This window comes from Streptacidiphilus jiangxiensis, assembly GCF_900109465.1.
GTDB lineage: Bacteria > Actinomycetota > Actinomycetes > Streptomycetales > Streptomycetaceae > Streptacidiphilus > Streptacidiphilus jiangxiensis.
Window position 1 is genome coordinate 68429 of record NZ_FOAZ01000012.1, and the last position, 23987, is coordinate 92415.

The 23987-nt window shown below is 72.3% G+C and carries 25 protein-coding genes; 10 read left to right on the forward strand and 15 right to left on the reverse strand.

The features are described 5' to 3' along the window. Positions 1-65: 65 nt before the first annotated feature. The 3 genes from BMY61_RS22765 to hisI are packed head-to-tail and all read right to left on the reverse strand — an operon-like array spanning position 66 to position 2861. The gene (locus tag BMY61_RS22765) at positions 66-860 is read right to left on the reverse strand and encodes a TIGR02234 family membrane protein (protein ID WP_342342533.1); all 795 of its coding nucleotides are present in this window, start codon (positions 858-860) and stop codon (positions 66-68) included. Beyond that, positions 857-2425, reverse strand: coding sequence for an anthranilate synthase component I (locus BMY61_RS22770; RefSeq protein ID WP_042453382.1), 1569 nt, complete (start codon positions 2423-2425; stop codon positions 857-859). Before BMY61_RS22770 ends, BMY61_RS22765 begins: the two co-directional genes overlap by 4 nt. Before the next feature lie 58 nt (positions 2426-2483). Continuing rightward, on the reverse strand, positions 2484-2861 hold the full coding sequence (gene hisI, locus BMY61_RS22775; RefSeq protein WP_042453384.1) for a phosphoribosyl-AMP cyclohydrolase: 378 nt from the start codon (positions 2859-2861) through the stop codon (positions 2484-2486). A gap of 69 nt (positions 2862-2930) precedes the next feature. Between hisI and BMY61_RS22780 the strand changes: the two genes are divergently transcribed. Beyond that, positions 2931-3497: a hypothetical protein gene (locus tag BMY61_RS22780; protein WP_042453385.1), complete on the forward strand. Its 567-nt coding sequence runs from the start codon at positions 2931-2933 to the stop codon at positions 3495-3497. Between the two features lie 144 nt (positions 3498-3641). Next, positions 3642-5357 (forward strand): carbohydrate binding domain-containing protein, encoded by a 1716-nt coding sequence (locus BMY61_RS22785; protein ID WP_042453387.1) that lies wholly within the window; start codon positions 3642-3644, stop codon positions 5355-5357. Between the two features lie 423 nt (positions 5358-5780). On the opposite strand, the gene BMY61_RS22790 is transcribed toward BMY61_RS22785, so the two are convergent. Continuing rightward, a complete protein-coding gene (locus BMY61_RS22790; RefSeq protein ID WP_052439060.1) occupies positions 5781-6671 on the reverse strand; it encodes a CAP domain-containing protein in 891 nt (296 codons plus the stop codon). A 123-nt stretch (positions 6672-6794) separates the two neighbouring features. On the opposite strand from BMY61_RS22790, the gene BMY61_RS22795 reads away from it, so the two are divergent. From BMY61_RS22795 to BMY61_RS22805, 3 genes are all read left to right on the forward strand, one after another. After that, entirely contained in the window at positions 6795-7418 is a 624-nt protein-coding gene (locus BMY61_RS22795) for an RNA polymerase sigma factor (protein ID WP_042453389.1), read from the forward strand. Beyond that, the gene (locus BMY61_RS22800; protein ID WP_042453391.1) at positions 7415-8428 is read left to right on the forward strand and encodes a CU044_5270 family protein; all 1014 of its coding nucleotides are present in this window, start codon (positions 7415-7417) and stop codon (positions 8426-8428) included. Before BMY61_RS22795 ends, BMY61_RS22800 begins: the two co-directional genes overlap by 4 nt. Before the next feature lie 104 nt (positions 8429-8532). Further along, a complete protein-coding gene (locus BMY61_RS22805) occupies positions 8533-9165 on the forward strand; it encodes a TIGR03085 family metal-binding protein (RefSeq protein ID WP_042453394.1) in 633 nt (210 codons plus the stop codon). Here the strand turns inward: BMY61_RS22805 and BMY61_RS22810 are convergent. Continuing rightward, complete coding sequence (locus tag BMY61_RS22810; protein WP_082015316.1) at positions 9162-10406, reverse strand: PucR-like N-terminal domain-containing protein; 1245 nt, start codon at positions 10404-10406, stop codon at positions 9162-9164. The genes BMY61_RS22805 and BMY61_RS22810 overlap by 4 nt on opposite strands. Positions 10407-10659: 253 nt before the next feature. Between BMY61_RS22810 and BMY61_RS22815 the strand changes: the two genes are divergently transcribed. Next, positions 10660-11592, forward strand: a complete 933-nt coding sequence (locus BMY61_RS22815) for an esterase/lipase family protein (protein WP_042453397.1) — start codon at positions 10660-10662, stop codon at positions 11590-11592. 9 nt (positions 11593-11601) lie between these two features. Here the strand turns inward: BMY61_RS22815 and BMY61_RS22820 are convergent, their stop codons facing one another. The 9 genes from BMY61_RS22820 to hisD form a co-directional block, all read right to left on the reverse strand. Continuing rightward, positions 11602-13851, reverse strand: a complete 2250-nt coding sequence (locus BMY61_RS22820; RefSeq protein WP_174514536.1) for an MMPL family transporter — start codon at positions 13849-13851, stop codon at positions 11602-11604. 65 nt (positions 13852-13916) lie between these two features. After that, entirely contained in the window at positions 13917-14690 is a 774-nt protein-coding gene (gene hisF / locus BMY61_RS22825) for an imidazole glycerol phosphate synthase subunit HisF (protein WP_042453399.1), read from the reverse strand. Then, the gene (locus BMY61_RS22830) at positions 14687-15094 is read right to left on the reverse strand and encodes a RidA family protein (protein WP_042453401.1); all 408 of its coding nucleotides are present in this window, start codon (positions 15092-15094) and stop codon (positions 14687-14689) included. The genes hisF and BMY61_RS22830 overlap by 4 nt, the downstream gene beginning before the upstream one ends. A gap of 19 nt (positions 15095-15113) precedes the next feature. Further along, positions 15114-15851: a bifunctional 1-(5-phosphoribosyl)-5-((5-phosphoribosylamino)methylideneamino)imidazole-4-carboxamide isomerase/phosphoribosylanthranilate isomerase PriA gene (priA, locus tag BMY61_RS22835; protein ID WP_042453404.1), complete on the reverse strand. Its 738-nt coding sequence runs from the start codon at positions 15849-15851 to the stop codon at positions 15114-15116. After that, positions 15848-16483: an imidazole glycerol phosphate synthase subunit HisH gene (hisH, locus tag BMY61_RS22840; protein ID WP_042453406.1), complete on the reverse strand. Its 636-nt coding sequence runs from the start codon at positions 16481-16483 to the stop codon at positions 15848-15850. Before hisH ends, priA begins: the two co-directional genes overlap by 4 nt. Positions 16484-16511: 28 nt before the next feature. Then, positions 16512-16664, reverse strand: a complete 153-nt coding sequence (locus BMY61_RS46400; protein WP_042453407.1) for a hypothetical protein — start codon at positions 16662-16664, stop codon at positions 16512-16514. 88 nt (positions 16665-16752) lie between these two features. Continuing rightward, positions 16753-17349, reverse strand: coding sequence for an imidazoleglycerol-phosphate dehydratase HisB (hisB, locus tag BMY61_RS22845; protein WP_042453409.1), 597 nt, complete (start codon positions 17347-17349; stop codon positions 16753-16755). Positions 17350-17353: 4 nt separating this feature from the next. Beyond that, complete coding sequence (locus BMY61_RS22850) at positions 17354-18454, reverse strand: histidinol-phosphate transaminase (RefSeq protein WP_042453498.1); 1101 nt, start codon at positions 18452-18454, stop codon at positions 17354-17356. A gap of 5 nt (positions 18455-18459) precedes the next feature. Next, positions 18460-19767: a histidinol dehydrogenase gene (gene hisD, locus BMY61_RS22855; protein WP_042453411.1), complete on the reverse strand. Its 1308-nt coding sequence runs from the start codon at positions 19765-19767 to the stop codon at positions 18460-18462. 272 nt (positions 19768-20039) lie between these two features. Between hisD and BMY61_RS22860 the strand changes: the two genes are divergently transcribed. Next, positions 20040-20750, forward strand: a complete 711-nt coding sequence (locus tag BMY61_RS22860; protein ID WP_042453412.1) for an LON peptidase substrate-binding domain-containing protein — start codon at positions 20040-20042, stop codon at positions 20748-20750. 8 nt (positions 20751-20758) lie between these two features. Beyond that, complete coding sequence (gene ybaK / locus BMY61_RS22865; protein ID WP_042453414.1) at positions 20759-21253, forward strand: Cys-tRNA(Pro) deacylase; 495 nt, start codon at positions 20759-20761, stop codon at positions 21251-21253. On the opposite strand, the gene BMY61_RS22870 is transcribed toward ybaK, so the two are convergent. After that, the gene (locus tag BMY61_RS22870) at positions 21240-21998 is read right to left on the reverse strand and encodes a hypothetical protein (RefSeq protein WP_042453416.1); all 759 of its coding nucleotides are present in this window, start codon (positions 21996-21998) and stop codon (positions 21240-21242) included. The genes ybaK and BMY61_RS22870 overlap by 14 nt on opposite strands. Before the next feature lie 180 nt (positions 21999-22178). Between BMY61_RS22870 and BMY61_RS22875 the strand changes: the two genes are divergently transcribed. Together BMY61_RS22875 and BMY61_RS22880 are read left to right on the forward strand one after the other, a co-directional pair. Next, positions 22179-23192: an ABC transporter ATP-binding protein gene (locus tag BMY61_RS22875; protein ID WP_425314701.1), complete on the forward strand. Its 1014-nt coding sequence runs from the start codon at positions 22179-22181 to the stop codon at positions 23190-23192. After that, positions 23189-23971 (forward strand): ABC transporter permease, encoded by a 783-nt coding sequence (locus BMY61_RS22880; RefSeq protein WP_042453417.1) that lies wholly within the window; start codon positions 23189-23191, stop codon positions 23969-23971. Before BMY61_RS22875 ends, BMY61_RS22880 begins: the two co-directional genes overlap by 4 nt. Positions 23972-23987: the final 16 nt, after the last annotated feature.

The window sequence follows — 23987 nt, forward strand, 5'->3', positions numbered from 1 at the left end:
GCTCCTCGTTCCAGGACTCTCCCACCCGGAGAGTTCTTCCGATCCATTGTCCCGTATCGGCGAGCTCAGCTCGCAGTGGGGTCCTCGCCGCGGTCCAGCGCCTTCCACAGGTCCGCCGGCGTCTGCGCGGCGGCTGCCCCGGAGGCGGCGCCGGAGCGGCTCGGCGAGGCCTTGCCGCGCTTGCCCGCCGGGGCGTCGTAGCGGGCCGACATGCCGGGCCAGGCGGCCCCGCGCAGCACCGTCAGCGCACCGGCCGCGAGGACCAGGGCGCCGCCGAGGACCGCGAGCCACGGCGCGGCCGTGTGGGTCAGCAAGCCGGCCGCGACGTCGGCGAGGCCCACCGAGCGGGCCGCCTTGTCGTCCAGCACGCGGCTGTCGGAGCCGAGCGCCGCGCTCACCGCGGCGGCGACGGCACCGACGCCCGCGAGCGCGACCAGGCCGCCGAGCAGGCGGCGGGCCCGGCCGCGCACCGCGAAGACCGCGACCACCGAGGCGAGACCGACCAGCGCCATGGCCCCCGGCACGCCGGTGACCTCGCTGCCCTTGGCGACGACGGTCCGGGTGACCCCCTGGGCCTGCACCTGGCCGGAGACCCAGGTCTGGCCGGCGGCGACGAGCAGCAGCGTCGCCCCGGCGACGGCGAACAGCAGCGTGACGGCAAGACTGCGGCGGCCGGCCTTCGTCCGCGCGGACGCCCGCTCCGGCACGCCCTCGACGCCCTCAACGGACTCGACGGACTCGACGGACTCGGGGGCTTCGACGGACTCGACCGACGCGACGCCTTCGGCCGTCTCGGCGGTCTCGGCGGTCTCGGCGGTCTCGGCGGTCTCGGCGGGGGCGCTGGTCTGATCGGGGCTCACCGCTCCAGTGTGCCCTGCGCCCCCGCGACGGCCGGACGCAGGGTCGCCGCCGCGGCGACGGCGCGCAGGACGGCGGCGGCCTTGTTGCGGCACTCCGTGTCCTCGCTCGCCGGGTCGGAGTCGGCGACGACGCCCGCGCCCGCCTGGACGTAGGCCTTGCCGCCGCGGATCAGCGCGGTGCGGATGGCGATCGCGGTGTCGGAGTCGCCGGCGAAGTCGAAGTAGCCGACGCAGCCGCCGTACAGGCCGCGGCGGGTGGGCTCCAGCTCCTCGATGATCTGCATGGCGCGCGGCTTGGGCGCGCCGGAGAGGGTCCCGGCCGGGAAGCAGGCGGTGAGCACGTCGAAGGCGGTCCGCTCGGGAGCCACGCGGCCGGTGACGGTGGAGACGATGTGCATCACGTGGCTGAAACGCTCGATGGTCATGAAGTCGACCACCTCGACGCTGCCGGGCTCGCAGACGCGGCCCAGGTCGTTGCGGCCGAGGTCCACCAGCATCAGGTGCTCGGCACGTTCCTTCGGGTCGGCCAGCAGCTCCGAGGCCAGGTCCGCGTCGCGCTCGGGCGTGGCGCCGCGCGGGCGGGTACCGGCGATGGGATGCACCATCGCCTCGCCGTCCTCGACCTTGACCAGCGCCTCCGGGCTGGAGCCGACGATGTCGAAGGGCTCCTCGTCGGGGCCGGGCGCGCCGAAGCGGAACAGGTACATGTACGGGCTGGGGTTGGTGGTCCGCAGCACCCGGTAGACGTCGAGCGCGCTCGCCGGGCAGTCGACCTCGAACCGCTGCGAGGGCACCACCTGGAACGCCTCGCCCGCACGGATCCGCTCCTTCACCGCCTCGACCGCGGCGCGGTAGGGCTCGCCGCCGAAGGGCGAGACGGCGTCGACCGAGGTCACCGGGCTGAGCACGGCTGCGCCCGCCTCGGTCGGCTGGGCGAGGTCCGCGGTCATCCGGTCCAGGCGCGCCACCGCGTCGGCCCAGGCCCCGTCGACGCCCGTGGGGCGGTCGTCGCGGTTGACGGCGTTGGCGATCAGCAGCACGGACCCGTCGGTGTGGTCCAGCACGGCGATGTCGTCGGCGAAGAGCATGGTGAGCTCGGGCAGCCGCAGGTCGTCCGGGGCGATCTCGGGCAGGCGCTCCAGGCGCCGCACGATGTCGTAGCCCAGGTAGCCGACCAGGCCGCCGGTGAACGGCGGCAGCTCGCCGTCGGCGTGCAGGTCGCGCGGGCCGCGCAGGGCCTCGATGGTCGCCCGGAGCACCTGGAGCGGGTCACCGGAGGTGGGCACGCCGACGGGCGGGGTGCCGATCCAGCGGGCGCGGCCCTCGGTGTCGACGGTCAGCCGCGCGCTGCTGCGCACGCCCACGAAGGAGTACCGGGACCAGTGGCGGCCCTGCTCGGCGCTCTCCAGCAGGAAGGTGTTGGGCCGCTCCCCCGCGAGCTTGCGGTAGACGCCGACGGGTGTGTCGCCGTCGGCCAGCAGCCGCCGGGTCACCGGGATCACCCGGCGGTCCACGGCGAGCTTGCGGAAGGTGTCGAGGTCGGGAGAGACGCTGCCGCTGGTCATGCCCCGGAAGCGTAGCGGCTCGGCGCGACCGGGAGCCCGTTGTCTCAGTCCCCGTGTCTCAGCCCCCGGCGACCGGGAGCGTCCCCGCGTCGAAGCAGGTGCGGTCGCCCGTGTGACAGGCGGCGCCGACCTGGTCGACCCGGACGAGCACGGTGTCGCCGTCGCAGTCCAGGGCGACCGACTTGACCAGCTGCGCGTGGCCGGAGGTGTCGCCCTTGACCCAGTACTCGGAGCGGCTGCGGCTCCAGTAGGTGCAGCGCCCGGTGGTCAGGGTGCGGTGCAGCGCCTCGTCGTCCATCCAGCCCATCATCAGCACCTCGCCGGTGTCGTACTGCTGGGCGATGGCGGGGACCAGACCGTGGGCGTCGCGCTTGAGGCGGGCGGCGATCGCCGGGTCGAGGTCGGTGGTGTTCGGGGCGGCAGGCGTGGCAGGCATGCCTTCATGGTAGGCAACGGCCGGGACGCACTCTGTTGCCGATGCACGCCAGGCGGCATGCTGGGGCCCATGGGGCTCTCAGGGGGGTTCGGAAGGCTGCACCGTTCGCGTTCCGGTCTGGCGGCGACGCTGGTGGCGGTGCTCGCGGTGGCCGCGCTGGTACTGGTGTTCGCGCTGCGGTCGAAACCGGCCGTCGTGGCACGGCCGGTCTCCTCCTCGCCGTCGCCGGTGCGGACCTCGGCACCGCCGTCGCCGTCCGCGATGCCGACGCTGCCGAACACGTTCTCCTACATCTCGCTCCAGCCGGGTGACTGCTTCGACTCCCCGGCGTTCTCCCGGAGCCTCACCACGCTGACCAAGCGCACGTGCACCACGCCGCACGACGCCGAGGTGACCCAACTGGTCGCACTGCCGACCGGCTTGGCGGACTACGCCTCGATCGTCCACAAGGCGCTGGAGCTGTGCGAGCCGCTGGACGCGGCCGCGTTCGAGAAGCAGAGCATCAAGTCGCTCCAGTACTACGAGCTCTACCCGAGCCTGACCGAGTACCAGGGCGGGCGACACACCGTCACCTGCGCTCTCTCCGGCGGGAGTTACCAGGGCGCGACGAAGTTGACAGCGCCGCTGGCGCATTGAGGGTCGGCAAGTTGGTCTAGTCCTATTGACGCAGGCTCATGAACGTTGTTTCGTAGACCCGCCAGGCCTGGACGCACGGACACCCCCACACCCCCACACCCTTGGGCCCACACCCCTTGGGGCAGTTCCGAAGGGATCTCTGTCATGCGCTTGGCGAGATTCACCGGCTCCGCGTGCGCACTCGCGCTCGCCACCGCCGGAGCGGTCGGCGCGCTGGCCCCCACCAGCAGCGCCGCCGCGACCAGCGTCTACTCCGTGGCCCCCTACGTCGACATGTCGAACGGCCAGGAGCCGCTGCTCGACACCGCGATCACCGGCCACCATCTGAAGGCCTACACGGCCGCCTTCGTCCTCGGCGAGGGCTGCAACCAGATCTGGGGCGACACGCTCCCCATCGGCGCCGACTCCTACACCGACCCGGAGATCGCCAAGGCGAAGTCCGAGGGCGCCTCGGTGATCATCTCCTCCGGCGGCGCCAGCGGCGAACCGCTCGCCTGGACCTGCACCACCCAGAGCAGCATCGACGCCGGCTACCAGGCGATCATCAACGACTACGGCGTCACCCAGCTCGACTTCGACGTCGAGGGCGCGGCCGTGGCCGACACCGCCTCCGCCGCCCGCCAGATGCAGGCCATGAAGGACCTGAAGGCGAGCAACCCGAACCTCCAGTTCTCCATGACGCTCCCGGTGCTGACCAGCGGCCTGACCGGCGACGGGGTCAACATCCTCAAGGCCGCCAAGAACGCCGGCATCAAGATCGACGTGGTCAACATCATGACCATGGACTACTACGCCGGCAGCGGAACCGAGATGGGCCAGGGCGCGGTCTCCGCCGCCCAGGCCACCCTGGCGCAGATGCAGTCCGTCGACCCGTCCTACACCTACGCCAACCTCGGCATCACGCCGATGATCGGCAAGAACGACGACGGCTCGACGTTCACCCTCGCCGACGCGCAGACGGTGGAGAACTTCGCCGCGAGCAACGGCGTCGGCCGCCTCGCCTTCTGGTCCGCGAACCGGGACCAGCCGTGCAGCGGCAGCGCCAACTCGCTCTCCACCTGCAGCGAGATCAGCCAGAACAGCCTTGCCTTCACCGACGCCTTCGTGCCCTACGAGGGCAGCTCGGGCGGCGGCGGGGGCGGCACCTCCAGCGACTTCTCACTCTCCCTCTCCCCCGGCTCGGCCTCGGTCGCCCAGGGCGGCAGCGCGACGGCGAGCGTCGCGACGGCCGTCACCGCGGGCAGCGCGGAGAGCGTCGCCCTGTCCGCGTCCGGCGCGCCTTCGGGCGTGAGCGTCTCCTTCTCGCCGACCTCGGTCACCTCCGGCGGCAGCTCGACCCTGACGGCCACCGTCGGCTCCTCGGTCGCGGCCGGCACCTACCCGATCACGGTGACCGGCACCGCCTCCTCCGGCACCCACACCGCCACCTACTCCCTCACCGTCACCAGCTCCGGCGGCGGGGGCGGCGGCACCGGCGGCGGAGCCCTGACCAACGCGGGCTTCGAGTCCGGCAGCCTGAGCCCGTGGACCTGCCAGTCCGGCAGCGCGGTCGTGAGCAGCCCGGTGCACTCCGGCAGCCACGCGCTCCAGGTCACCCCCTCGTCCAGCACCACGGGCGAGTGCGACCAGACCGTCACCCTGCAGCCCAACCACAGCTACACGCTGACCGGTTGGGTCCAGGGCCCGTACGCCTACATCGGCGTCAGCGGCGGCGCGAGCGGCAGCACCTGGTCCAACAGCACCAGTTGGAACCAGTTGACGGTCTCCTTCACCACCGGCAGCAGCGGCACCGTCACCGTCTTCGTCCACGGCTGGTACGGCCAGGGGAACGTCTACGCGGACGACTTCACCCTGGGCTAGCACGGCGCAGTGCAGCAACGAGGTGCCCGGCCGGATCCCCGGCCGGGCACCTCTGCTTGACCAACTTCCGGGGCATTCCCCCGGGCCCGACCAACGAGCGGCGAGCGTCGCGAGCAGACCGGCCGGCTGGCCGGCCGGCTGGTCGGCTGGCTGGCTGGCTGGCTGGCTGGCCGACGCTGCTGGTCACCGTCCTCGACGCCCGACGGAACGGCGTCGCCACGGCTCACGCCGGTCGCGGTGGTCATGGCCTGCGCGGCCGCGTAGGCCGTCACCTCGCTCATCCTGGGCCTGTTCGGCCTGAACCGCGTCCTGACCGCCATGTCCGCGCACGGCGCCGACGGTCGTGGGGAACGCCGGGTCCTGCTCGCCGTCGGCGGCCGCCGCAGCGGCCCCGCTGGCTCTGACGGTCGCCCGGGCGCCGCGTCAGTCGGAGAAGTCCTGCGTCATGTAGACCGTCCCGTCGCTCGTCCGCTGGACCACGATGCCGATGTGGCGGAAGGAACTACTGAGGATGTTCCGGCGGTGGCCGTCGTCGGGCGGCTGCTCGGCCAGCATGCTGCGGGTCAGGCCCACCGCCATCGAGGCGATGGCCGCGTCGGTGTCCGCCTGGGGTCCGCCCTCGCCGATGTTCTCGCCGCAGGCGCCCCACTGGACCCCCGCGTCGGTGATCCGGGTGCCGAGGTCGGCCTCGCCCGGGCACTGGTGCGACAGGCCGCAGCCGCCCATCATCACCGCGTTGTGGGCCCCGGCGCTGCGGGTGAGTCCGTCGGTCAGCGTGTAGGCGGGCAGCCCGGCCTGGGCGCGGGCCTGGTTGATGACGGCCAGCACCTGCTGCACCGCGTAGGAGTTGCCCGCCCCCGAAGGCACCGAGACGGACCCGCCGGTCCCGCCCGCCCCGGCCGACGTCTGCTGGGTGGACGTCTGCTGGGTCGGCGTCGCGGCGGCGCGGCTCGGCCGGGAGCTCGGCTTGGCGGCACGGGTCGTGGTGGGTCGGGCCGACCGGCTGGGTGTGGCGGAGGAAGAGGCGGAGGTCGAGGCGGAGGCACTGCCGGACGCCGTGTCCGGGGCCGCCGAGCCGAGCGTCGGGGCGGCCGGAGCGCTGCTCACCTCCGGACCGGTGAAGGCGGTGTTGAGGACGAACGCCCCGACCGACCCGGCACACACCACCGCGGCGACGGCCACCAGGGGTGTTATCGGTCCACGCCTGCGCTTGCGGTGCCGATTGCCCGCGCGCCGCAGGGTCTCCCGCTGGTCCGTCTGCCACTCCCCGGCCCGCCAGTCCCCGGCCCGCCGGTCCTCTGCCTGCCAGTCCATCGTCGTGCCTCCGTCGTCGGTTCGGTTTCGTTCCGTCACTTCGGAGATCCGAGAAAAATCATCCGGTCACACAAAATGCCGATCGAATCCGGAACCCTCGCGGACCGGCGGACAGGAAGAGACGTGGAACTCTCAACGCGCGCCCGCATCAGGGCGGGGGACGCTCGCGCCTTCGCCGACCTCTTCGACGCCCACGCGCAGGCCGTCTACCGGCACGCGGTCCGATCGACGGCGGACTGGGCGACCGCCGAGGACGTCGTCTCGCTGACCTTCCTGGAGGCGTGGCGGCTACGTGAGCGCGTGCAGCCGGACGGCGGCAGTCTCCTGCCGTGGCTGCTCGGCATCGCCACGAACGTGCTGCGCAACACCCGGCGCACCGCGCGGCGGCACCAGGCCGCCCTGGCGCGGCTGCCCGCCCACGAGGCGGTCCCGGACTTCGCCGACGAGCTGGTGGGTCGGATCCAGGACGCCGAGGAACTCGCGGCGGCTCGCACGGCCTTGGCGTCGCTGCGCAGCGGCGACCGCGAGGTCTTCACGCTCTGCGTCTGGTCGGGACTCGGCTACGCCGAGGCGGCCGAGGCGCTGGGGGTGCCCGTCGGCACCGTCCGCTCCCGGCTCTCGCGCGCACGCACGCGGCTGCGCGAACGGGCAGAGGCAGAACTCGGCCGGGAACTGCCGGGCAGCCACGGACAGGAACAGGTGGGACGCCGACCGGCGTCCCGGTCGAAGCAGGAGAAGTCATCATGAGCGCCCCTCCGCCCAGCCGCGAACCGCTGCCGGCCCCCGGTGACCCCCTGCTCCCTGCCCACCGCCACGTCCTGCTCCGGGAGCACCTCATGCGTGAGATCGAGAGCCAGTCCGCCGCACCGGCACCCGCGCGCCGACGACCGGTGCGCCGCTTCGTCCTCACCACGGTCGCGGCCGCCGCCGCAGCGGCACTGGTGACGGTCCTCTCCATCGACGGGCGGCCCGTCGGAGGCCATCCGCTCGGGGCTGCTCCTCCGGTCAGCCCGGGCCACACCGTTTCCTCGCCCTCGCCGGCGCAGAGCCGTCCCTCGGACAGCCACACCCAGGCCGTGGCCCTGCTGGAGCAGGTGGCCGACGTGGCCTCGGTGCAGAGCCTGCCCGCGGTCCGCGACGACCAGTTCGTGTACTCCGACCGCATCTGGGCGGTCCAGGACGACAAGCATCCGGGCGGCCCCCTCTCCCGACCGCACCGGGTCCAGGCCTGGTACTCGGCGGACGGCAGCCGTCCCGGGCTGGAGATCGCCTTCGGTCAGCGGTCGACGGTCCCGCCGCCCCCGCTCCCCGGTTTCCACATGCCGACCTACACCTTCCTGGCTTCGCTGCCGACCGACCCCAAGGCGCTGCTCGCCCAGATCTACGCGCAGCCCTCGGGAGACGAACCCCGTGATGCCGCAGCCCTGGACTCGATCACCTTCATGCTGTTCGAGACGATGCCGCCGCCGAAGCTCGCTGCGGGGCTGTATCGGGCGGCTGCGATGATTCCCGGCATCACGGCGCAACCGGAACGCGTCGATCCCACGACCGGTCGTCACGTCATCGGCCTGTCCTGGCGGGCCGCGGACGACGGTGTCATGACGAGTTGGCTCTTCGACAGCGACCGGAAGACCTTCCTCGGGTACGAGCAGGTCCAGGGCCCCAGCGACCACCCTGTGGAGAAGCAGGGCTTCGTCTTCGAGTACCTGGCCGTCCTGGACCGCGCGATCGTCGACCGGCCGGGGCAACTGCCCTGACACACAGGCCGCGTGCGGGGACGCTCCGCTCGGGGGAGGGAGCGTCCCCGCACGCCCGCGGCCGGTGCCGTTGAATCCGCGACGGATCCGCCTACGCTTGCCCCATGTCGAATCTGGGACGCCGTGAGCGCCTGCTGCTGGCCGATCTGCTGGAGGGTGTCGGCCCGGACGCGCCGACGCTGTGCGAGGGGTGGCGGACCGTGGACCTGGCCGCGCACGTCGTGGTGCGGGAGCGGCGGCCCGATGCCGCGGGCGGGATCCTGATCAAGCCGCTGGCGGCACGGCTCGCGCGGGTGCAGGCGGAGTACGCGGCCAAGCCCTACGCGGAGTTGGTCGAGGCGATCCGGGTGGGGCCGCCGGCCTACTCGCCGTTCCGGCTCCCGGGGGCCGAGGACGCGGGCAACACCATCGAGTTCTTCGTCCACGGCGAGGACGTGCGGCGCGCGCAGGCGGACTGGTCGCCGCGGGTGCTGGATCCGGAGCTGAGCGAGTTCCTGTGGAAGCGGCTGGCGGGCACGGCGCGCCTGAACGGGCGCAGGTCGCCGGTCGGGCTGGTGCTGCGACGCCGCGACGGGCAGACCACGGTGGCCCGCAAGGGAGCGCCGGTGGTCACGGTGACGGGCGAACCGGGTGAGCTGCTGCTGTTCATGATGGGCCGCCAGTCGGACGCGCACGTCGAGTACGACGGCCCCGAGGACGCGGTGGCGCAGGTCGCGGCGGCGAAGTTCGGGGTCTAGTCGGGGCTCCGGCCCCGGGCTCCGGCGGCTCTGGTCGCGGGCGCCGGCCCCGGGGCCTGGTTCCGGGCCCGCAGCGCGATCTCCAGCTCGAAGCGCACGTCGGTGTCGGCCAGCGCAGGGCCGAAGATGCGTTGCACCTGGTGCAGGCGCTGCCGCGCGGTCTGTGGGTGGATGCCCAGGCGCGCGGCGACGTCGGGGGCGCTGCCGCGGTTGGTCTGCAGCCAGGCGAGCAGGGTGTCGCCGAGGCGCTGACGCTGCTTGGGCGTCAGCTCGTCGAGTGGACGCAGCCGACGGGCGGCGATCAGGCGCACCAGCGGCGGGTCGGCGAGCAGGAGCAGCGCCGCGAGGTGCTCCTCGCCGTCGACGACACCGCCGGCCGACCCGGCCGACCCCTGGCCGGTCGGCCGCGGCAGGGCGGCGCGCAGCGCGCGGGCCCAGCGCAGGGAGTCTCCGGCCTGGTGGGGCGGGACGGTCGGGCCGATCACCCCGCCGCGTTCCTCCAGCAGCGCGCGGACCTGGCCGTCGCGCAGGTAGAGGTCGGGCTCGGGGACGAGCAGCCAGGGGTCCGGCCCGTCGAGCTCGGCCAGGACCAGGTCGGGCAGGCCCCGGCGGCGCCCGCCGGTCCGGCGGGCGGGGTCCTCGGGGGTGAGCGCGACCGCGCACAGCTGCCAGGGCAGCGGCCAGTCGGCGAGCTCGGCGGCGTGGTCCAGTTCGGCGCCGCGGGTGCCCAGGGCCAGCAGCGCCAGCAGTTGGGAGCGGGAGCGGCCGAGCGCGCCGGCCTCGTCGGCCTGGGCCTGGGCGTAGCCGCGGACGGAGGCGGCGGCCAGTTCGTCGATGTGCGCGAAGATCGCCTCCGCCAGGACCACGAGCTGCTCGGTGCCGAGGCCGACGCGGCGGGCGACGCGCGCGTAACGGCGCCAGGCGACGCGGGCACCGAGACGGTAGGCGGCCTGCAACGCGTCGAGGCTGCGGCCCTCGGCGAGCTCGCCACGGCCGAGCGCGCGGTAGACGCGCATGCGCTCGGGATTGTCGTTCCGCGCGCCCTCGATCAGTTCGGCGAATTCGGCGAGCGCACTCTCGACACCGTGCTGGATTCCCGCACCGAATTGCCCCGCGAGCGGCCGGGAGAATTCGGGCACCTGCTGCCTGATCTCTCTGATGATTTCCGCGGCGGTGGTCTGCTGTTCCTTGCGCAGCTCCGCCGCGAGCCCTCTGGGCAGGGCGCCCCACGGCCCGGTCAAGGCTGCTCCCTCCAACGTTACCGGCCAGTATGAAGTGATGTTACTGGCCAGTCAATAGGCGCGCGGGGGCCGGTTCCGCTCGCTTTCGTGAGCGTTTTGCATGCTCGCCGGACGGGATGCGCACACCTGGATGCACGATTCGCCTTCGCACCGTTTTTCTTCTTGACCGCCCCCTCGTCCCGGCTCCACGATCTCCGCCGAAATCGACACGCAATACCGGCTCAGGACGGAGTCCACGATGCGTAGGTCCACGATGCGCAGAAGAACCATGGGCGTGACAGCGGCCGTGCTCGCGGTGAGCGCCTTCGCGGCGCAGACCGCTGCCGCCGCCTGGTATCCCGTCAACTTCCACTTCGCCACCGGATTCACCGCCGGCTTCTTCACCCCGGGCAGCGCGCCCGCCGGTGCGGACGACTGGAGCTGCAAGCCGTCGGCCGCCCACCCGGAACCGGTGGTCCTCGTGCACGGCACGCTGGAGAACCAGGACGACAACTGGGGCGGCGCCGCGCCGCTGCTCGCCGACAACGGCTACTGCGTCTACACCTTCGACTACGGCGGCCCCGCCTCCTGGTCGCCGATCCAGGGCGTGAACTCCGTCGAGGACGGCGCGGCGGTGCTCTCCTCCTTCGTCGACCAGGTGCTCGCCTCGACCGGCGCCGCCAAGGTCGACATCGTCGGCCACTCCCAGGGCGGCATGCTGCCGCGCTACTACATCAAGGACCTGGGCGGCGCGGCCAAGGTCGCCAAGCTGGTCGCCCTCTCCCCCACCAACCAGGGCACCACCCTGGACGGGATCACCGAACTGGGCCGCAAGCTCGGCGTGCTGGAGCCGGCGAACGACTTCCTGTCGGTCCCGTGCGACGCCTGCGTGGAACAGGAGATCGGCTCGTCCTTCCTCACCGCGCTCAACGCGGGCGGTGAGACCGTGCCCGGTATCGCCTACACGGTGGTCGGGACCAAGGACGACGAGGTCGTCACCCCCTACACCAACGCCTTCCTGCCCGCCGCGCCCAACGTCGTGAACCTCACCGTGCAGGACCAGTGCGCGCTGGACCAGTCCGACCACCTGGAGATCGCCTACGACCCGGTGGCCCTCACGGACGTGCTCAACGCCCTCGACCCGGCGCACCCGCAGCCGGTCCCGTGCGAGGTCGTCCTGCCGGTGACCGGCCCGCTCGTCGGCTGAGCCCGGGCGCTACCGCTTCGACGCGGGCTCGGACATCGCCTGGTGGAGCGCCGACTCGCCCTCGGTGTCCAGGTGCGGCAGGATCCGGTCCAGCCACCGGGGCGCCCACCAGGCGTGCCGTCCGAGCAGCGTCATCACGGCCGGCACCAGCAGCAGCCGGACGACGGTGGCGTCCACCAGGACGCTGACGGCCAGACCCAGCCCCAGCATCTTCACCACGATGTTGTCGCTCAGGATGAAGGCCGCGAAGACGCTGAACATGATCAGTGCCGCACAGGTGATCACCCGGGCGGTGATCTCCAGACCGTAGGCGACGCTGTCCTCGGCCCGCTGGGTGCGGATCCACGCCTCGTGCACCCGGGAGAGAAGGAAGATCTCGTAGTCCATGCTCAGCCCGAAGATGATCGCGAACATCATCATCGGCACGTAGCTCTCGATCGGCACCTTGCCGGCGACGCCCAGCGCCGAGCCGCCCCACCCCCACTGGAAGACCGCGACCACCACGCCGTAGGAGGCGCCGATCGAGAACAGGTTCAGCACGGCGGCCTTCACCGCGACCAGCAGGCCCCGGAAGACCGCGAGGATGATCAGGAAGGCGAGACAGACCACGACCACGATGATCAGGGCCAGCCGGGAGCTGATGATCTCGGTGAAGTCCTGCTGGGCCGCGGTCACCCCGGTCACGTAGGTGGTGGCCGCCGTCCCCTTGGCGCCCTGCGGCAGCGACACGTCCTTGAGGTGGTTGAACAGGTGCGTCGTGTCCGCGGCCTGCGGTCGCTGGGTCGAGATCGCCGTGCCGGTCAGCACGTTGCCGTTGCTGGTGGCCTGGAGCGGGCTGATGCTCGCCGCGTTCGGCACCCCGGTCAGCGCCTTCTGCAGGTTGGAGGCCAACGTGGAGCGCTGACTCGACGGCACGTTCGTCTGGTCCACGACGAGGGTGAGCGGCCCGTTGGCGCCCGGCCCGAAGCCCTGGCTGATCAGGTCGAAGGCGCGGCGGTCGGTGAAGGAGGTCGGGTCGGCGCCGTCGTCGATGTGGTCGAGCCGCATCGAGAACAGCGGGATCGCCAGGATGCCGAGCACCAGCACGCCGGCCGCCAGGAACCACCACGGGCGGTGTTCGACGCGCTTGGCGTAGCGGTGCCAGAAGCCGTGCTGCTGCTCGCCTGACTTCTTGCCGGCGTCCTCGCCGGCCACCGGCCCGCCCTCGGCCACGGGGGTCTTCAGGCAGAAGCGGTCGATCCGGCGCCCGATCAGGCCCGCCAGGGCGGGCACCAGGGTGAGCGCGCCCGCCACCGCGGTGACCACGGTGACCGCTGCCGCGATGCCGAGCCGGCCGATGAAGCTCAGGCCCGACACGTACAGTCCGGCCAGGGCCACGATGACGGTGCAGCCGGAGACCAGGACGGCGCGTCCACTGGTGGTGACCGCCACGCCGGCCGCGATGTGGGGCTCCACCCGGTCCATGATCAGCTGTCGGTAGCGGGTGATCAGGAACAGTGCGTAGTCGATGCCCACGCCGAGCCCGATCATGGTGGCCAGGGTCGGCGACACGCTGGCGAAGTCGATGGCGGCCGCCAGCAGGCTCAGACAGCTGAGCCCGACGATGACGCTGATCAGCGCCGTCACCAAAGGCAGTCCGGCCGCGATCAGGCTGCCGAAGCCGACGATCAGGACCACGATCGCCACCGCGAAGCCGATGGCCTCACTGGTCAGGTCCTTGGTGTGCGGCCGGGCCGCCTCGCCGAGCGGTCCGCCGTACTCGACCTGCACCCCCGCCGAACGCAGCGGCGCCACCGCGGCGTCGACCCCGTTCAGGTAGTCCGTTCCCAGCGCGCTGGGGTTCTGGTCGAAGCGGACGGTGATGTACCCGATCGTTCCGTCCTTGGACAGCGCGCCGGTCTGGGTCGTGGTGCCGGAGGAGTTCGTCTGCGGCAGTGGGTTCTGCACCGACAGGACGTGGTCAAGCTTCTGCAGCGAGGCGACCGCCTGGTTCACCTGGGTGGTGAAGTCCGTCAGCGGCTTCGCGTCGTGCAGCACCACCTGGGCGCTGGTGCCGCCGATGGTGGGCGCGTTCGCTTGGAGGACGTCGGCCCCCTTCTGCGACTGACTGTCGGGGAGGCTGAAGTCGTCCGAATAGGTGCCGCCAAAGCTGTTCTGGAGCCCGTGGAGCACTCCCAGGCCCGCCAGCCACACCACGATCACGATGATCGCGTGACGGGCACACCATTCGCCGAGTCGCTGCAGGATGCCTTTGTGCACCCGTCCAGTTCAGAGCCGTACCGAAGGCCCCGCAATCCGGACGGGGCCGTTCGGATGTCGTGCCGTCAGATCCGGACGGGGTGGCCCGCCTCGCGCAGCGACTGCTTCACCTGGGCGATCGTCAGATCGCCGAAGTGGAAGACGCTCGCCGCCAGCACCGCGTCCGCGCCCGCACCGACGGCGGGGGCGAAGTCGGCCAGCTTGCCGGCGCCGCCGCTCGCGATGACCGGGACGGAGACCGCCTTGCGCACCCCGGCGATCATCTCCAGGTCGTAGCCGTCCTTGGTGCCGTCCGCGTCCATGGAGTTCAGCAGGATCTCGCCCGCGCCGAGCTCCGCCGCCCGCGTCGCCCACTCGACCGCGTCGATGCCGGTGCCGGTGCGGCCGCCGTGCGTGGTGACCTCGAAGCCGGACGCCGTCTCCGTCCCGTCCTGCACCCTGCGCGCGTCCACCGACAGCACCAGCACCTGGCGGCCGAAGCGCTGCGCGATCTCGCGGATCAGCTCGGGCCGGGCGATCGCCGCGGTGTTGACGCCGACCTTGTCCGCGCCCGCGCGCAGCAGCTTGTCGACGTCGTCGACGCTCCGCACGCCGCCACCGACGGTGAGCGGGATGAAGACCTGCTCGGCCGTGCGGCGCACGATGTCGTACGTGGTCTCCCGGTCGCCGGAGGACGCGGTGATGTCCAGGAAGGTCAACTCGTCCGCGCCCTGGGCGTCGTAGAGCTTGGCCAGCTCGACCGGGTCGCCCGCGTCACGCAGGTTCTGGAAGTTGACGCCCTTGACCACCCGACCGGCGTCGACGTCCAGACAGGGGATCACGCGGACCGCGAGGGTCATGGGGAGAGCTCCAAGTTCTTCTTGTACGCGTCGACCTCGACCGCGACGCTCATCCGGGAGTCGACGAGGGCGTTGATGACGACCATCGTGCAGGCCGGCCGGACCTCCCCCAGGATGTCCCGGTGGGCCCGGCCGACCTCGTCGGTGTCGCGCGCGTGGGTCACGTAGAGACGGGTGCGGACCACGTCCGCCTTGCCGAGGCCGAAGCGGGAGAGCGCGTCCAGGGCGACCCCGAAGGCGGCGACGGCCTGGTCGTAGGGCGAACCCTCGAACCGGACCGTCCCGTCGTCCCAGGCGGTGCAGCCCGAGACGAACACGAAGTCGCCTATCGCGACGGCACGTGTGAAGCCGTACTGCTCCTCCCACGGGGAGTACCCGCCCACGTGCCGCCGATCCTGCGTCATCCCGCGACCTCCGTCGGTGTCAGGACACTGCTGCGAGCGCCTCTTCGAGCGTGAACGCCTGCGCGTAGAGGGCCTTGCCCACAATGGCCCCCTCCACACCTTCCGGCACCAGCGTCGCGATGTCACGCAGGTCCTGCAGCGAGGACACGCCGCCGGAGGCGACGACGGCCCGGTCGGTGGCCGCGCAGACGTTGCGCAGCAGCTGGAGGTTGGGGCCGGTCAGCGTGCCGTCCTTGTCGACGTCGGTGACGACGTAGCGGGCGCAGCCCTCGGCGTCCAGGCGGGCCAGCGCCTCGTACAGGTCGCCGCCCTCGCTGGTCCAGCCGCGGCCGCGCAGCGTGGTGCCGACCACGTCGAGGCCCACCGCGATCCGGTCGCCGTACTCGGCGATGACCTTGGCGACCCACTCCGGGGACTCCAGGGCGGCGGTGCCGAGGTTGACCCGGGCACAGCCGGTGGCGAGCGCGGCACGCAGCGAGGCGTCGTCGCGGATACCGCCGGACAGCTCGACCTTGACGTCGAGTCGGCCGGTGACCTCGGCGAGCAGTTCGCGGTTGTCGCCGGTGCCGAAGGCGGCGTCGAGGTCGACCAGGTGGATCCACTCGGCGCCGGCGTTCTGCCAGGCCAGGGCGGCGGCCAGCGGCTCGCCGTAGGAGGTCTCCGAGCCGGAGGCGCCCTTGACCAGGCGCACGGCCTGGCCGTCGCGGACGTCGACGGCGGGGAGAAGGACGAGCTTCTCGGCAGAGGGGGTGCTCACAGCGTCTCGATCCAGTTCTTCAGGAGGGCGGCGCCGGCGTCGCCGGACTTCTCGGGGTGGAACTGCGTGGCGGAGAGCGGGCCGTTCTCCACCGCGGCGACGAACGGCTCGCCGTGCTCGGCCCAGGTGACCTTGGGCGGGCGCAGCTGCTCGATCGGGTTCATCTCCCAGTGGCGGACGCCGTAGGAGTGCACGAAGTAGTACCGGGCGTCCTCGGGCAGCCCGGCGAAGAGGACGGTGTCCTCGGCCGGGGTGACCGTGTTCCAGCCCATGTGCGGCACCACCGGCGCGCGCAGCGGCTCGACGGTGCCGGGCCACTCGTCGCAGCCCTCCGTCTCGACGCCGTGCTCGACGCCGTGCGCGAAGAGGATCTGCATGCCGACGCAGATGCCCAGCACCGGGCGGCCGCCGGAGAGGCGGCGGCCGATCAGCCGGTCGCCCTTGACGGCCTTCAGGCCCTCCATGCAGGCGGCGAACGCGCCGACGCCCGGCACCAGCAGGCCGTCGGCGTTGAGCGCCTCCGTGAAGTCGGAGGTGATGACGGCCTCCGCGCCGACGCGCTCCAGGGCGCGCTGCGCGGAGCGGACGTTGCCGGAGCCGTAGTCGAGGACGACCACGCTCTTGGCGGTCATGGGTTACGTCCCTTCCGGGTCGAGCGGGTCAGATGCGCAGGGCGCCTGCGGCCAGGCTCATCAGGCCGCAGATGGCGAGCAGCACGATGACGCCCTTGGGCAGCTTCTGCTTCCAGAAGGAGTACGCGCCGCCGCAGAGGAACAGGCCGAGGAAGATCAGAACAAACGAGGTACCGCTCACAGTGCTATCTCCATGATCGCTTCTCCGCCCGCTCGGCGAAGGTGCAGCTTCGAGGCGAAAGTGGAGATCGTGGCCTCGCGGTCGTCGCTCACAGTGCGCCCTTGGTCGACGGGATGATGCCCGCCGCGCGGGGGTCCAGCTCGCTCGCGTAGCGCAGGGCGCGGGCGAGAGCCTTGAACTGGGCCTCGACGATGTGGTGGGCGTTACGCCCATACGGTACGTGGACGTGGAGGGCGACCTGCGCCTGGGCCACGAAGGACTCCAGGATGTGCCGGGTCATGGTGGTGTCGTAGGACCCGATCATCGGGGCCATGCCCGCGGGCTCGGTGTGCACCAGGTACGGGCGGCCGGAGAGGTCCACGGTCACCTGGGCGAGCGACTCGTCCAGCGGCACCGAGGCGTCGGCGAAGCGGCGGATGCCCACCTTGTCGCCCAGCGCCTGCCGGAAGGCGGCACCCAGCGCGAGGGAGGTGTCCTCGATGGTGTGGTGGGTGTCGATGTGCAGGTCGCCGTCGGTCTTGATGGTGAGGTCGAAGAAGCCGTGGCGGCCGAGCTGGTCGAGCATGTGGTCGTAGAAGCCGACGCCGGTGGAGATGTCGGTCTTCCCGGTGCCGTCCAGGTCTATCTCGACCTTGACGGAGGTCTCCTTGGTGGTGCGCTCGACACTGCCGATGCGGTGGGACATGTGCTCAAAGCTCCTTGATGGCAGTGCGGACGGCGTCGAGGAAGGCGTCGTTCTCGGCGGGGGTGCCCGCGGTGACGCGCAGACGGCCGGGCACACCGTTGTCGCGCACCAGCACGCCCTGGTCGAGAATCGCCTGCCAGACGGCTCGGGTGTTCTGGAATCGGCCGAACTGCACGAAGTTGGCGTCGGAGTCGGTGACCTCCAGACCCATCGTGCGCAGCTCGGTGACGATGCGGTCGCGCTCCGACTTCAGCTTCTCGACGTACCCGAGCAGGACGTCGGTGAAGTCCAGCGCGGCCAGCGCCGTCGCCTGGGTGACGGCCGACAGGTGGTAGGGCAGCCGGACCAGCTGCACGGCGTCGACGACGGCCGGGGTGGCGGCGAAGTAGCCCAGCCGCAGGCCCGCGGCGCCGAACGCCTTGGACATGGTGCGGGTGACCACCATGAGCGGACGCCCGTCCAGCAGCGACAGCAGCGAGGGCTGGTGCGAGAACTCGACGTAGGCCTCGTCCACGATGACCAGGGTCGGCTTGACCGACTGCGCCGCGTCGTAGAGCCGCTCGACCGCGCCGCGCGCGAGCGCGGTACCGGTGGGGTTGTTGGGCGAGCAGAGGAACAGCACGTCGGGACGCTCGGCGACGAGCGCCGCGACGGCGGCGTCCTCGTCGATGGTGAAGTCCTCGTTGCGCGGCCCCTCGATCCAGCGGGTGCCGGTGCCGCGCGAGATCAGGTCGTGCATCTGGTACGTCGGCGAGAAGCCGAGCGCGGTGCGCCCGGAGCCGCCGAAGGTCTGCATCAGCTGCTGGATGATCTCGTTGGAGCCGTTGGCGGCCCAGACCTGCTCCTTGGTCACCGCGTGGCCGGTGGAGCCGGTCAGGTACGCCGCCAGTCGGGTGCGCAGCTCGACCGCGTCGCGGTCGGGGTAGCGGTTGAGGTTCCGGGCGGCCTCGGCGACCCGCTCCGCGATCCGGGCGACGAGGTCGTCCGGCAGGGAGTACGGGTTCTCGTTGGTGTTCAGCAGCACCGGCACGTGCAGCTGCGGCGCGCCGTAGGGGGACTTGCCCTTGAGCTCGTCGCGGATGGGCAGGTCGTCGATGTTGGTGATGTCGGTCACTGGTTGGGCACCGTCCACTCGAAGCGGGCACGGATGGCGTCACCGTGGCCCGGAAGGTCCTCTGCGTTGGCGAGCGTGACCACGTGCCCGGCCACCTCGGCCAGGGCGTCGCGGTCGTAGCTGACCACATGGATGCCGCGCAGGAAGGACTGGACGGAGAGCCCGGAGGAGTGACAGGCGCAGCCACCGGTCGGCAGGACGTGGTTGGAGCCGGCCGCGTAGTCGCCCAGCGAGACGGGCGCGAACGGGCCGACGAAGACCGCGCCCGCGTTGATCACGCGCGCGGCGACCGCCTCGGCGTCGGCGGTCTGGATCTCCAGGTGCTCGGCCGCGTAGGCGTTGACCAGCGCGAGGCCCTGCTCCAGGTCGCGGACCAGCACGATGCCGGACTGCGGACCGGCCAGCGCGGTGGCGATGCGCTCGCTGTGCTTGGTCGCCTCGACCTGCTTGGGCAGCTCGGCCTCGACCGCCTCGGCCAGCGCGACCGAGTCGGTGACCAGCACGGCGGCGGCCATCGGGTCGTGCTCGGCCTGGCTGATCATGTCGGCGGCGACGTGGCGCGGGTCGGCGGTGGCGTCCGCGAGGATCGCGATCTCCGTCGGCCCGGCCTCGGCGTCGATGCCGATCCGGCCCTTGAGCAGACGCTTGGCGGACGCGACCCAGATGTTGCCCGGGCCGGTGACCAGGTTGACCGGACGGCACTCGCCGGCGCCGTAGGCGAACATCGCGATCGCCTGGGCACCGCCGACGGAGTAGACCTCGTCGACGCCCAGCAGCGCGCACGCCGCCAGGATCGTCGGGTGCGGCAGGCCGCCGAACTCCTTCTGGGGAGGCGACGTCACGGCCAGGGAGCCGACACCGGCCTCCTGCGCGGGGACGACGTTCATCACGACCGAGGACGGGTAGACGGCCAGGCCGCCCGGCACGTACAGGCCGACCCGCTCGACCGGCACCCAGCGCTCGGTGACGGTGCCGCCGGGCACCACCTGGGTGGTGTGGTCCGTGCGGCGCTGCTCGCGGTGCACCAGGCGGGCGCGGCGGATCGACTCCTCCAGCGCGGCCCGGACGGCGGGGTCCAGCGTCTCCAGGGCGGCGGTGATCGTCGCCTTGGGCACGCGGATGTCGGTCAGCCGAACCCCGTCGAAGCGCTCCGTGATCTCGATCAGCGCCTCGACGCCCCGATGATGGACGTCCTCGCAGATGGGCCGCACCTTCTCCAGGGCGGCCTCGACATCGAGCTCGGCGCGCGGCAGCACGGCGCGCGGGTCCTCGGTGGAGCTGCGGAGGTCGATTCGAGAAATCACAGTGTCAAGTCTAGTGAGCCCTGGGAAAAGACTGCCGTGGCATATCACTCTCTGATACAGCTGCTGAGACACGCGGTGACATCATCAGTCCGCGGACGCGGCCCGACACGTTCGGCCGCGCCGGGCTCGCCGCGAACGCCGGGCGGGGGCAGCGTGGTGAAGGTCTCCGGTCCCCGAGCCGGGGACGCCCGAGCGCCCGTACCGGCGAGCTGCCCCGAGCGCGAACCGGTACGGGCACCTGCTGCCTTGGATTACCCGTACTCTTGCGCACTGTGACGGAACGGCTCCCCCTCTTCCCGCTGGGCTCGGTGCTCTATCCGGGGCTGGTGCTCCCCCTGCACGTCTTCGAGGAGCGCTACCGACGGCTGATGGCCGACCTGTCCGCCCAGCCGGAGCCGCACCGGTTCGGCGTCGTCGCCATCCGCGACGGCCGCGAGGTCGCGCCGACCGGTGTGGAGGCCGCCTCCCCCGCGCTGGCCGGGCTCGGACCCGACCCGCACCGGGCCCTGTTCGAGATCGGCTGCGTCGCCGAGATCGCGCAGCTCCAGCCGCACCGCGACGGCCGCTACGAGCTGATCGCCACCGGCACCACCCGTTTCCGCATCCTCTCCATTGACGCGACCGGTCCTTACCTGACGGCCGAGGTCGAGGACGTCCCGGAGGAGACCGGGCCCGACGCCCAGATCCTCGCGGCGGGCGTGGAGCGGGTCTTCCGCAGCTACCGCAAGCGGCTCGCGGGCGCCCAGGACAGCACGGTGGCGGGCGAGCAGGAGCTCCCGACCGACCCGAACATCCTGTCGTACCTGGTGGCGGCGGCGTCCGTGCTGGACACCCACGACAAGCAGCGGCTGCTGGCCGCCGCGAGCGCGGGCGACCGGCTGCGCGCCGAGATGCGCATGCTGCGCCGCGAGGCCGCGGTCCTCGCCAAGCTGCCCTCGCTCCCGGCCGTGGAGCTGACCCGCCAGGCCTTCAGCCCGAACTAGGAGCCCGCGTGGCCAAGAAGAGCAAGGGCGGACAGGGCACGCCCGCCACCGTCGCCCTCGAGAGGGCCGGGGTCGCCTTCACCGTCCACGACTACGTGCACGACCCGGCCGCCGAGTCCTACGGCGGCGAGGCCGCCCACGCCCTGGGCATCGCACCGGAGCGGGTCTTCAAGACGCTGGTCGCCGAGGTCGACGGCGCGCTCGTGGTGGGCGTCGTGCCCGTCGCCGGGCAGCTGGACCTGAAGGCGCTGGCCGCCGCTCTGGGCGGCAAGCGGGCGGCGATGGCCGATCCCGCGGCGGCGGAGCGCAGCAGCGGGTACGTGCGCGGTGGCATCTCGCCGCTCGGGCAGCGCAAGGCGCTGCCGACGGTCCTGGACGCCTCCGCCACCGACCACCCGACCGTGTTCGTCTCGGCCGGCCGCCGCGGTCTGGAGGTCGAGCTGTGCCCGCACGACCTGGCGACCCTCACCAAGGCCGTGCTGGCCCCGATCAGCCGACGCTGACCTGCGCCGCGGTGCTGGTCACCGGCACCGACCAGTCCTTGCCCGCGTAGTACCAGGCGTAGGTGCCGGTCGTGGTGGCCTTGGTCTCCGCCCGCATGTAGCCGTGCGAGTCCGTCCTGGTGCGGGCGACCGTCTGCCAGGTGGAGCCACCGGCCGCCTTGAAGCGCAGCTGCACCGGCTGGCCCGGATTCCAGGCCCACAGCCCGGTCTTCCAGTCCGGCTGCATCAGCTGGCCCTCGATGTCGAGGACGGTGCCCGCGGTGGCGCTGGACTGGGTACCGGTCAGCGTGGCGTAGCCGTCCTTCTTGATGAAGAACTTGCCGGCCGTGTCGGACTCGAAGCGGTCCCCGTCGTTGGCGGTCGCGGTGGCCTGGACGTACCACTGGCCGGCCATGTTGTCGTAGATGTCGTGCTTGGCCAGGTCCACCGTGAACGAGCCGGTGCAGACCGAGACGGTCCTGCTCTTCGCCACGCAGGGCGCGGGCGTGGGCCGCAGCACCCCGTAGTTGCTGCCCCAGACGCCGATCTTGTCGACGGACCTGATACCCGACTTGTCCTCGGCGGTGATGGCGAACGTCACAGTCGTGGCGTCGGTGCCCTTGAGCACGACCGGCTGTCCCTCGTTCACCACCACGTGGGTGATCCGGGTCGAGCCGCTGGACTGCTGCTCGCCGATCGAGGGCAGCACGATGCCGCCCACCGCGAGCACGCCGGAGGCCAGCAGGAGCACGGACCGTCTGCGCATCTTCCTCTTCCTCGATCGACCGTCGACCGGCTGCCGACCGGACGTCGACCGCACCCATTGTCCCCGACCCGGCGCACCACCCGTCCGCCCCCGTGCGACGGGTGCCCGCGAGCGGCGTAGGCTCTACGCGGTCCGGGTCTCCCCCAGCGCGCCCGGCCGGTGAGGGAGCTCGTGAGCACGGTGGACACGGTGGCAGCAGGACAGCGGGCGGCGACGGCCGCCGCCGCGACCGCCGTCTGCTGCGTCGTGCGGGACGTCGTGAAGACCTACCGGGTCGGCCGCGGTACGAAGGCCACGCAGGTGCGGGCGAACGACGGCGTCTCGCTGGAGATCGCCCGCGGCGAGGTCTTCGGCCTGCTGGGCCCCAACGGCGCCGGCAAGTCGACCCTGGTCCGCCAGCTGACCGGCCTGCTGCGGCCGGACTCCGGCCGGATCGAGATCCTCGGCCACGACATCGTCCGCCACCCGGACCGGGCCTCCCGGCTGCTCTCCTACCTCGGCCAGGAGTCCACGGCGTTGGACGAGCTGACCGTGCACCTCGCCATCGAGACCACCGCCCGGCTGCGCGGCCTGTCGGCCACCGCCGCCCGCGCCACGACCGCCGACGTGATCGACGAGCTGGGGCTCGGCCCGATCGCCGGCCGCCCGCTGGCCAAGCTCTCCGGCGGCCAGCGCCGCCTCGCCTGCTTCGGGGCCGCACTCGCCGGTATGCGCCCGCTGCTGGTCCTGGACGAGCCGACGACGGGCATGGATCCGGTCGCCCGCCGCGCGGTCTGGTCCGCCGTCGACCGCCGCCGCAGCGCCGACGGCACGACGGTGCTGCTGGTCACCCACAACGTCATCGAGGCCGAGACGGTGCTGGACCGTGTCGCCGTCGTCGACGAGGGCCGGATCATCGCCTGCGACACCCCGGGTGGGCTGAAGGCGATGGTCGACGGCTCCGTCCGGCTCGACCTGGTCTGGCGCGACGAGGCACCCACCACGCTGCCGCTGGTCGCCGCGCTGGCCACCCGCGCCGCCGTCAGCGGTCGCCGCTGGACCGTGCGCACCGACCCCGGCGAGGCCCGCGAGCTGGTCGCCCAGGTCACCGCCGGCCCGGCGTTCGCGGCGCTCGACGACTTCTCGCTCTCCACGCCCAGCCTGGAGGACGTCTACCTGCTGCTCGGCGGCCGTCACGAGGGGCTGGAGAAGTGAGCGTTCCCCTCCCCGCGATCGAGCTCGCACCGCGCGCGGGCCTGCTGCCCTCCCTCGGCGCGGTCTACCGGGCCCAGCTCTCCCGAGCCCGGGTGGCCCGCATCCCGTTGCTGTTCGTGGCCACGTTCCAGTCCATCGGGATCCTGGTCATGATGCGCGGAGTCGTCGGCGCGCACGACACCGAGGCGGCGCGGGACGTCGTGGCCGGCTCGGCGGTGCTGGTGGTCGCGTTCGTCGCGCTGAACCTCTTCGCCCAGTACTTCGGCAAGCTCCGCGCGACGGGCGGCCTGGACCACTACGCGACGCTGCCGGTCCCGGCGGCCTCCGTGGTGCTCGGCACGGCGGGCGCGTACGCGTCGTTCACGGTGCCCGGCACGCTGGTGACGGCGGCCGTCGGCTGCGCGATGTTCCAGCTGCCGTGGGTGCACGCATGGATCCTGCTGGTCGTCATCCCGCTCGCCGGCGCGGCCCTGGCCGGGGTCGGCGCGGCGCTCGGCCTCCTGGCGCCCCGGCAGGAGATCGCGACACTGCTCGGCCAACTCGGCATGTCGGCGGCACTGCTGCTGGGTGTCCTCCCGGCGAGCCACATGCCGACCGCGATCCGCTGGCTGCGCGACCTGCTGCCGTCCACCTACGGCGTCGAGGCCTTCGCCCGCACGTTCGCTCCGCAGCCCGACTGGGCGGTGGTGGTGGCGGACCTCGCCGTCTGCGCCGCCGTCGGCGTGCTGTCGCTGACGCTGGCCACCTGGGCGTACCGCAGGGCCGCGACCCGGGCCTGAGCACGGCGCCGAGCTC

Bases quoted from the DNA above. Each gene is read 5' to 3' on its own strand.
- BMY61_RS22815 (WP_042453397.1), top strand. From the start codon at position 10,660: ATGCGCAGAAGAACCATGGGCGTGACAGCGGCCGTGCTCGCGGTGAGC.
- BMY61_RS22790 (WP_052439060.1), bottom strand. From the start codon at position 6,671: ATGGACTGGCAGGCAGAGGACCGGCGGGCCGGGGACTGGCGGGCCGGG.
- BMY61_RS22870 (WP_042453416.1), bottom strand. From the start codon at position 21,998: ATGCGCAGACGGTCCGTGCTCCTGCTGGCCTCCGGCGTGCTCGCGGTG.
- hisF (WP_042453399.1), bottom strand. From the start codon at position 14,690: ATGACCCTCGCGGTCCGCGTGATCCCCTGTCTGGACGTCGACGCCGGT.
- BMY61_RS22780 (WP_042453385.1), top strand. From the start codon at position 2,931: ATGGGGCTCTCAGGGGGGTTCGGAAGGCTGCACCGTTCGCGTTCCGGT.
- BMY61_RS22800 (WP_042453391.1), top strand. From the start codon at position 7,415: ATGAGCGCCCCTCCGCCCAGCCGCGAACCGCTGCCGGCCCCCGGTGAC.
- BMY61_RS22805 (WP_042453394.1), top strand. From the start codon at position 8,533: ATGTCGAATCTGGGACGCCGTGAGCGCCTGCTGCTGGCCGATCTGCTG.
- hisB (WP_042453409.1), bottom strand. From the start codon at position 17,349: ATGTCCCACCGCATCGGCAGTGTCGAGCGCACCACCAAGGAGACCTCC.
- hisH (WP_042453406.1), bottom strand. From the start codon at position 16,483: ATGACCGCCAAGAGCGTGGTCGTCCTCGACTACGGCTCCGGCAACGTC.
- hisI (WP_042453384.1), bottom strand. From the start codon at position 2,861: ATGCCTGCCACGCCTGCCGCCCCGAACACCACCGACCTCGACCCGGCG.
- BMY61_RS22830 (WP_042453401.1), bottom strand. From the start codon at position 15,094: ATGACGCAGGATCGGCGGCACGTGGGCGGGTACTCCCCGTGGGAGGAG.
- BMY61_RS22770 (WP_042453382.1), bottom strand. From the start codon at position 2,425: ATGACCAGCGGCAGCGTCTCTCCCGACCTCGACACCTTCCGCAAGCTC.
- BMY61_RS22785 (WP_042453387.1), top strand. From the start codon at position 3,642: ATGCGCTTGGCGAGATTCACCGGCTCCGCGTGCGCACTCGCGCTCGCC.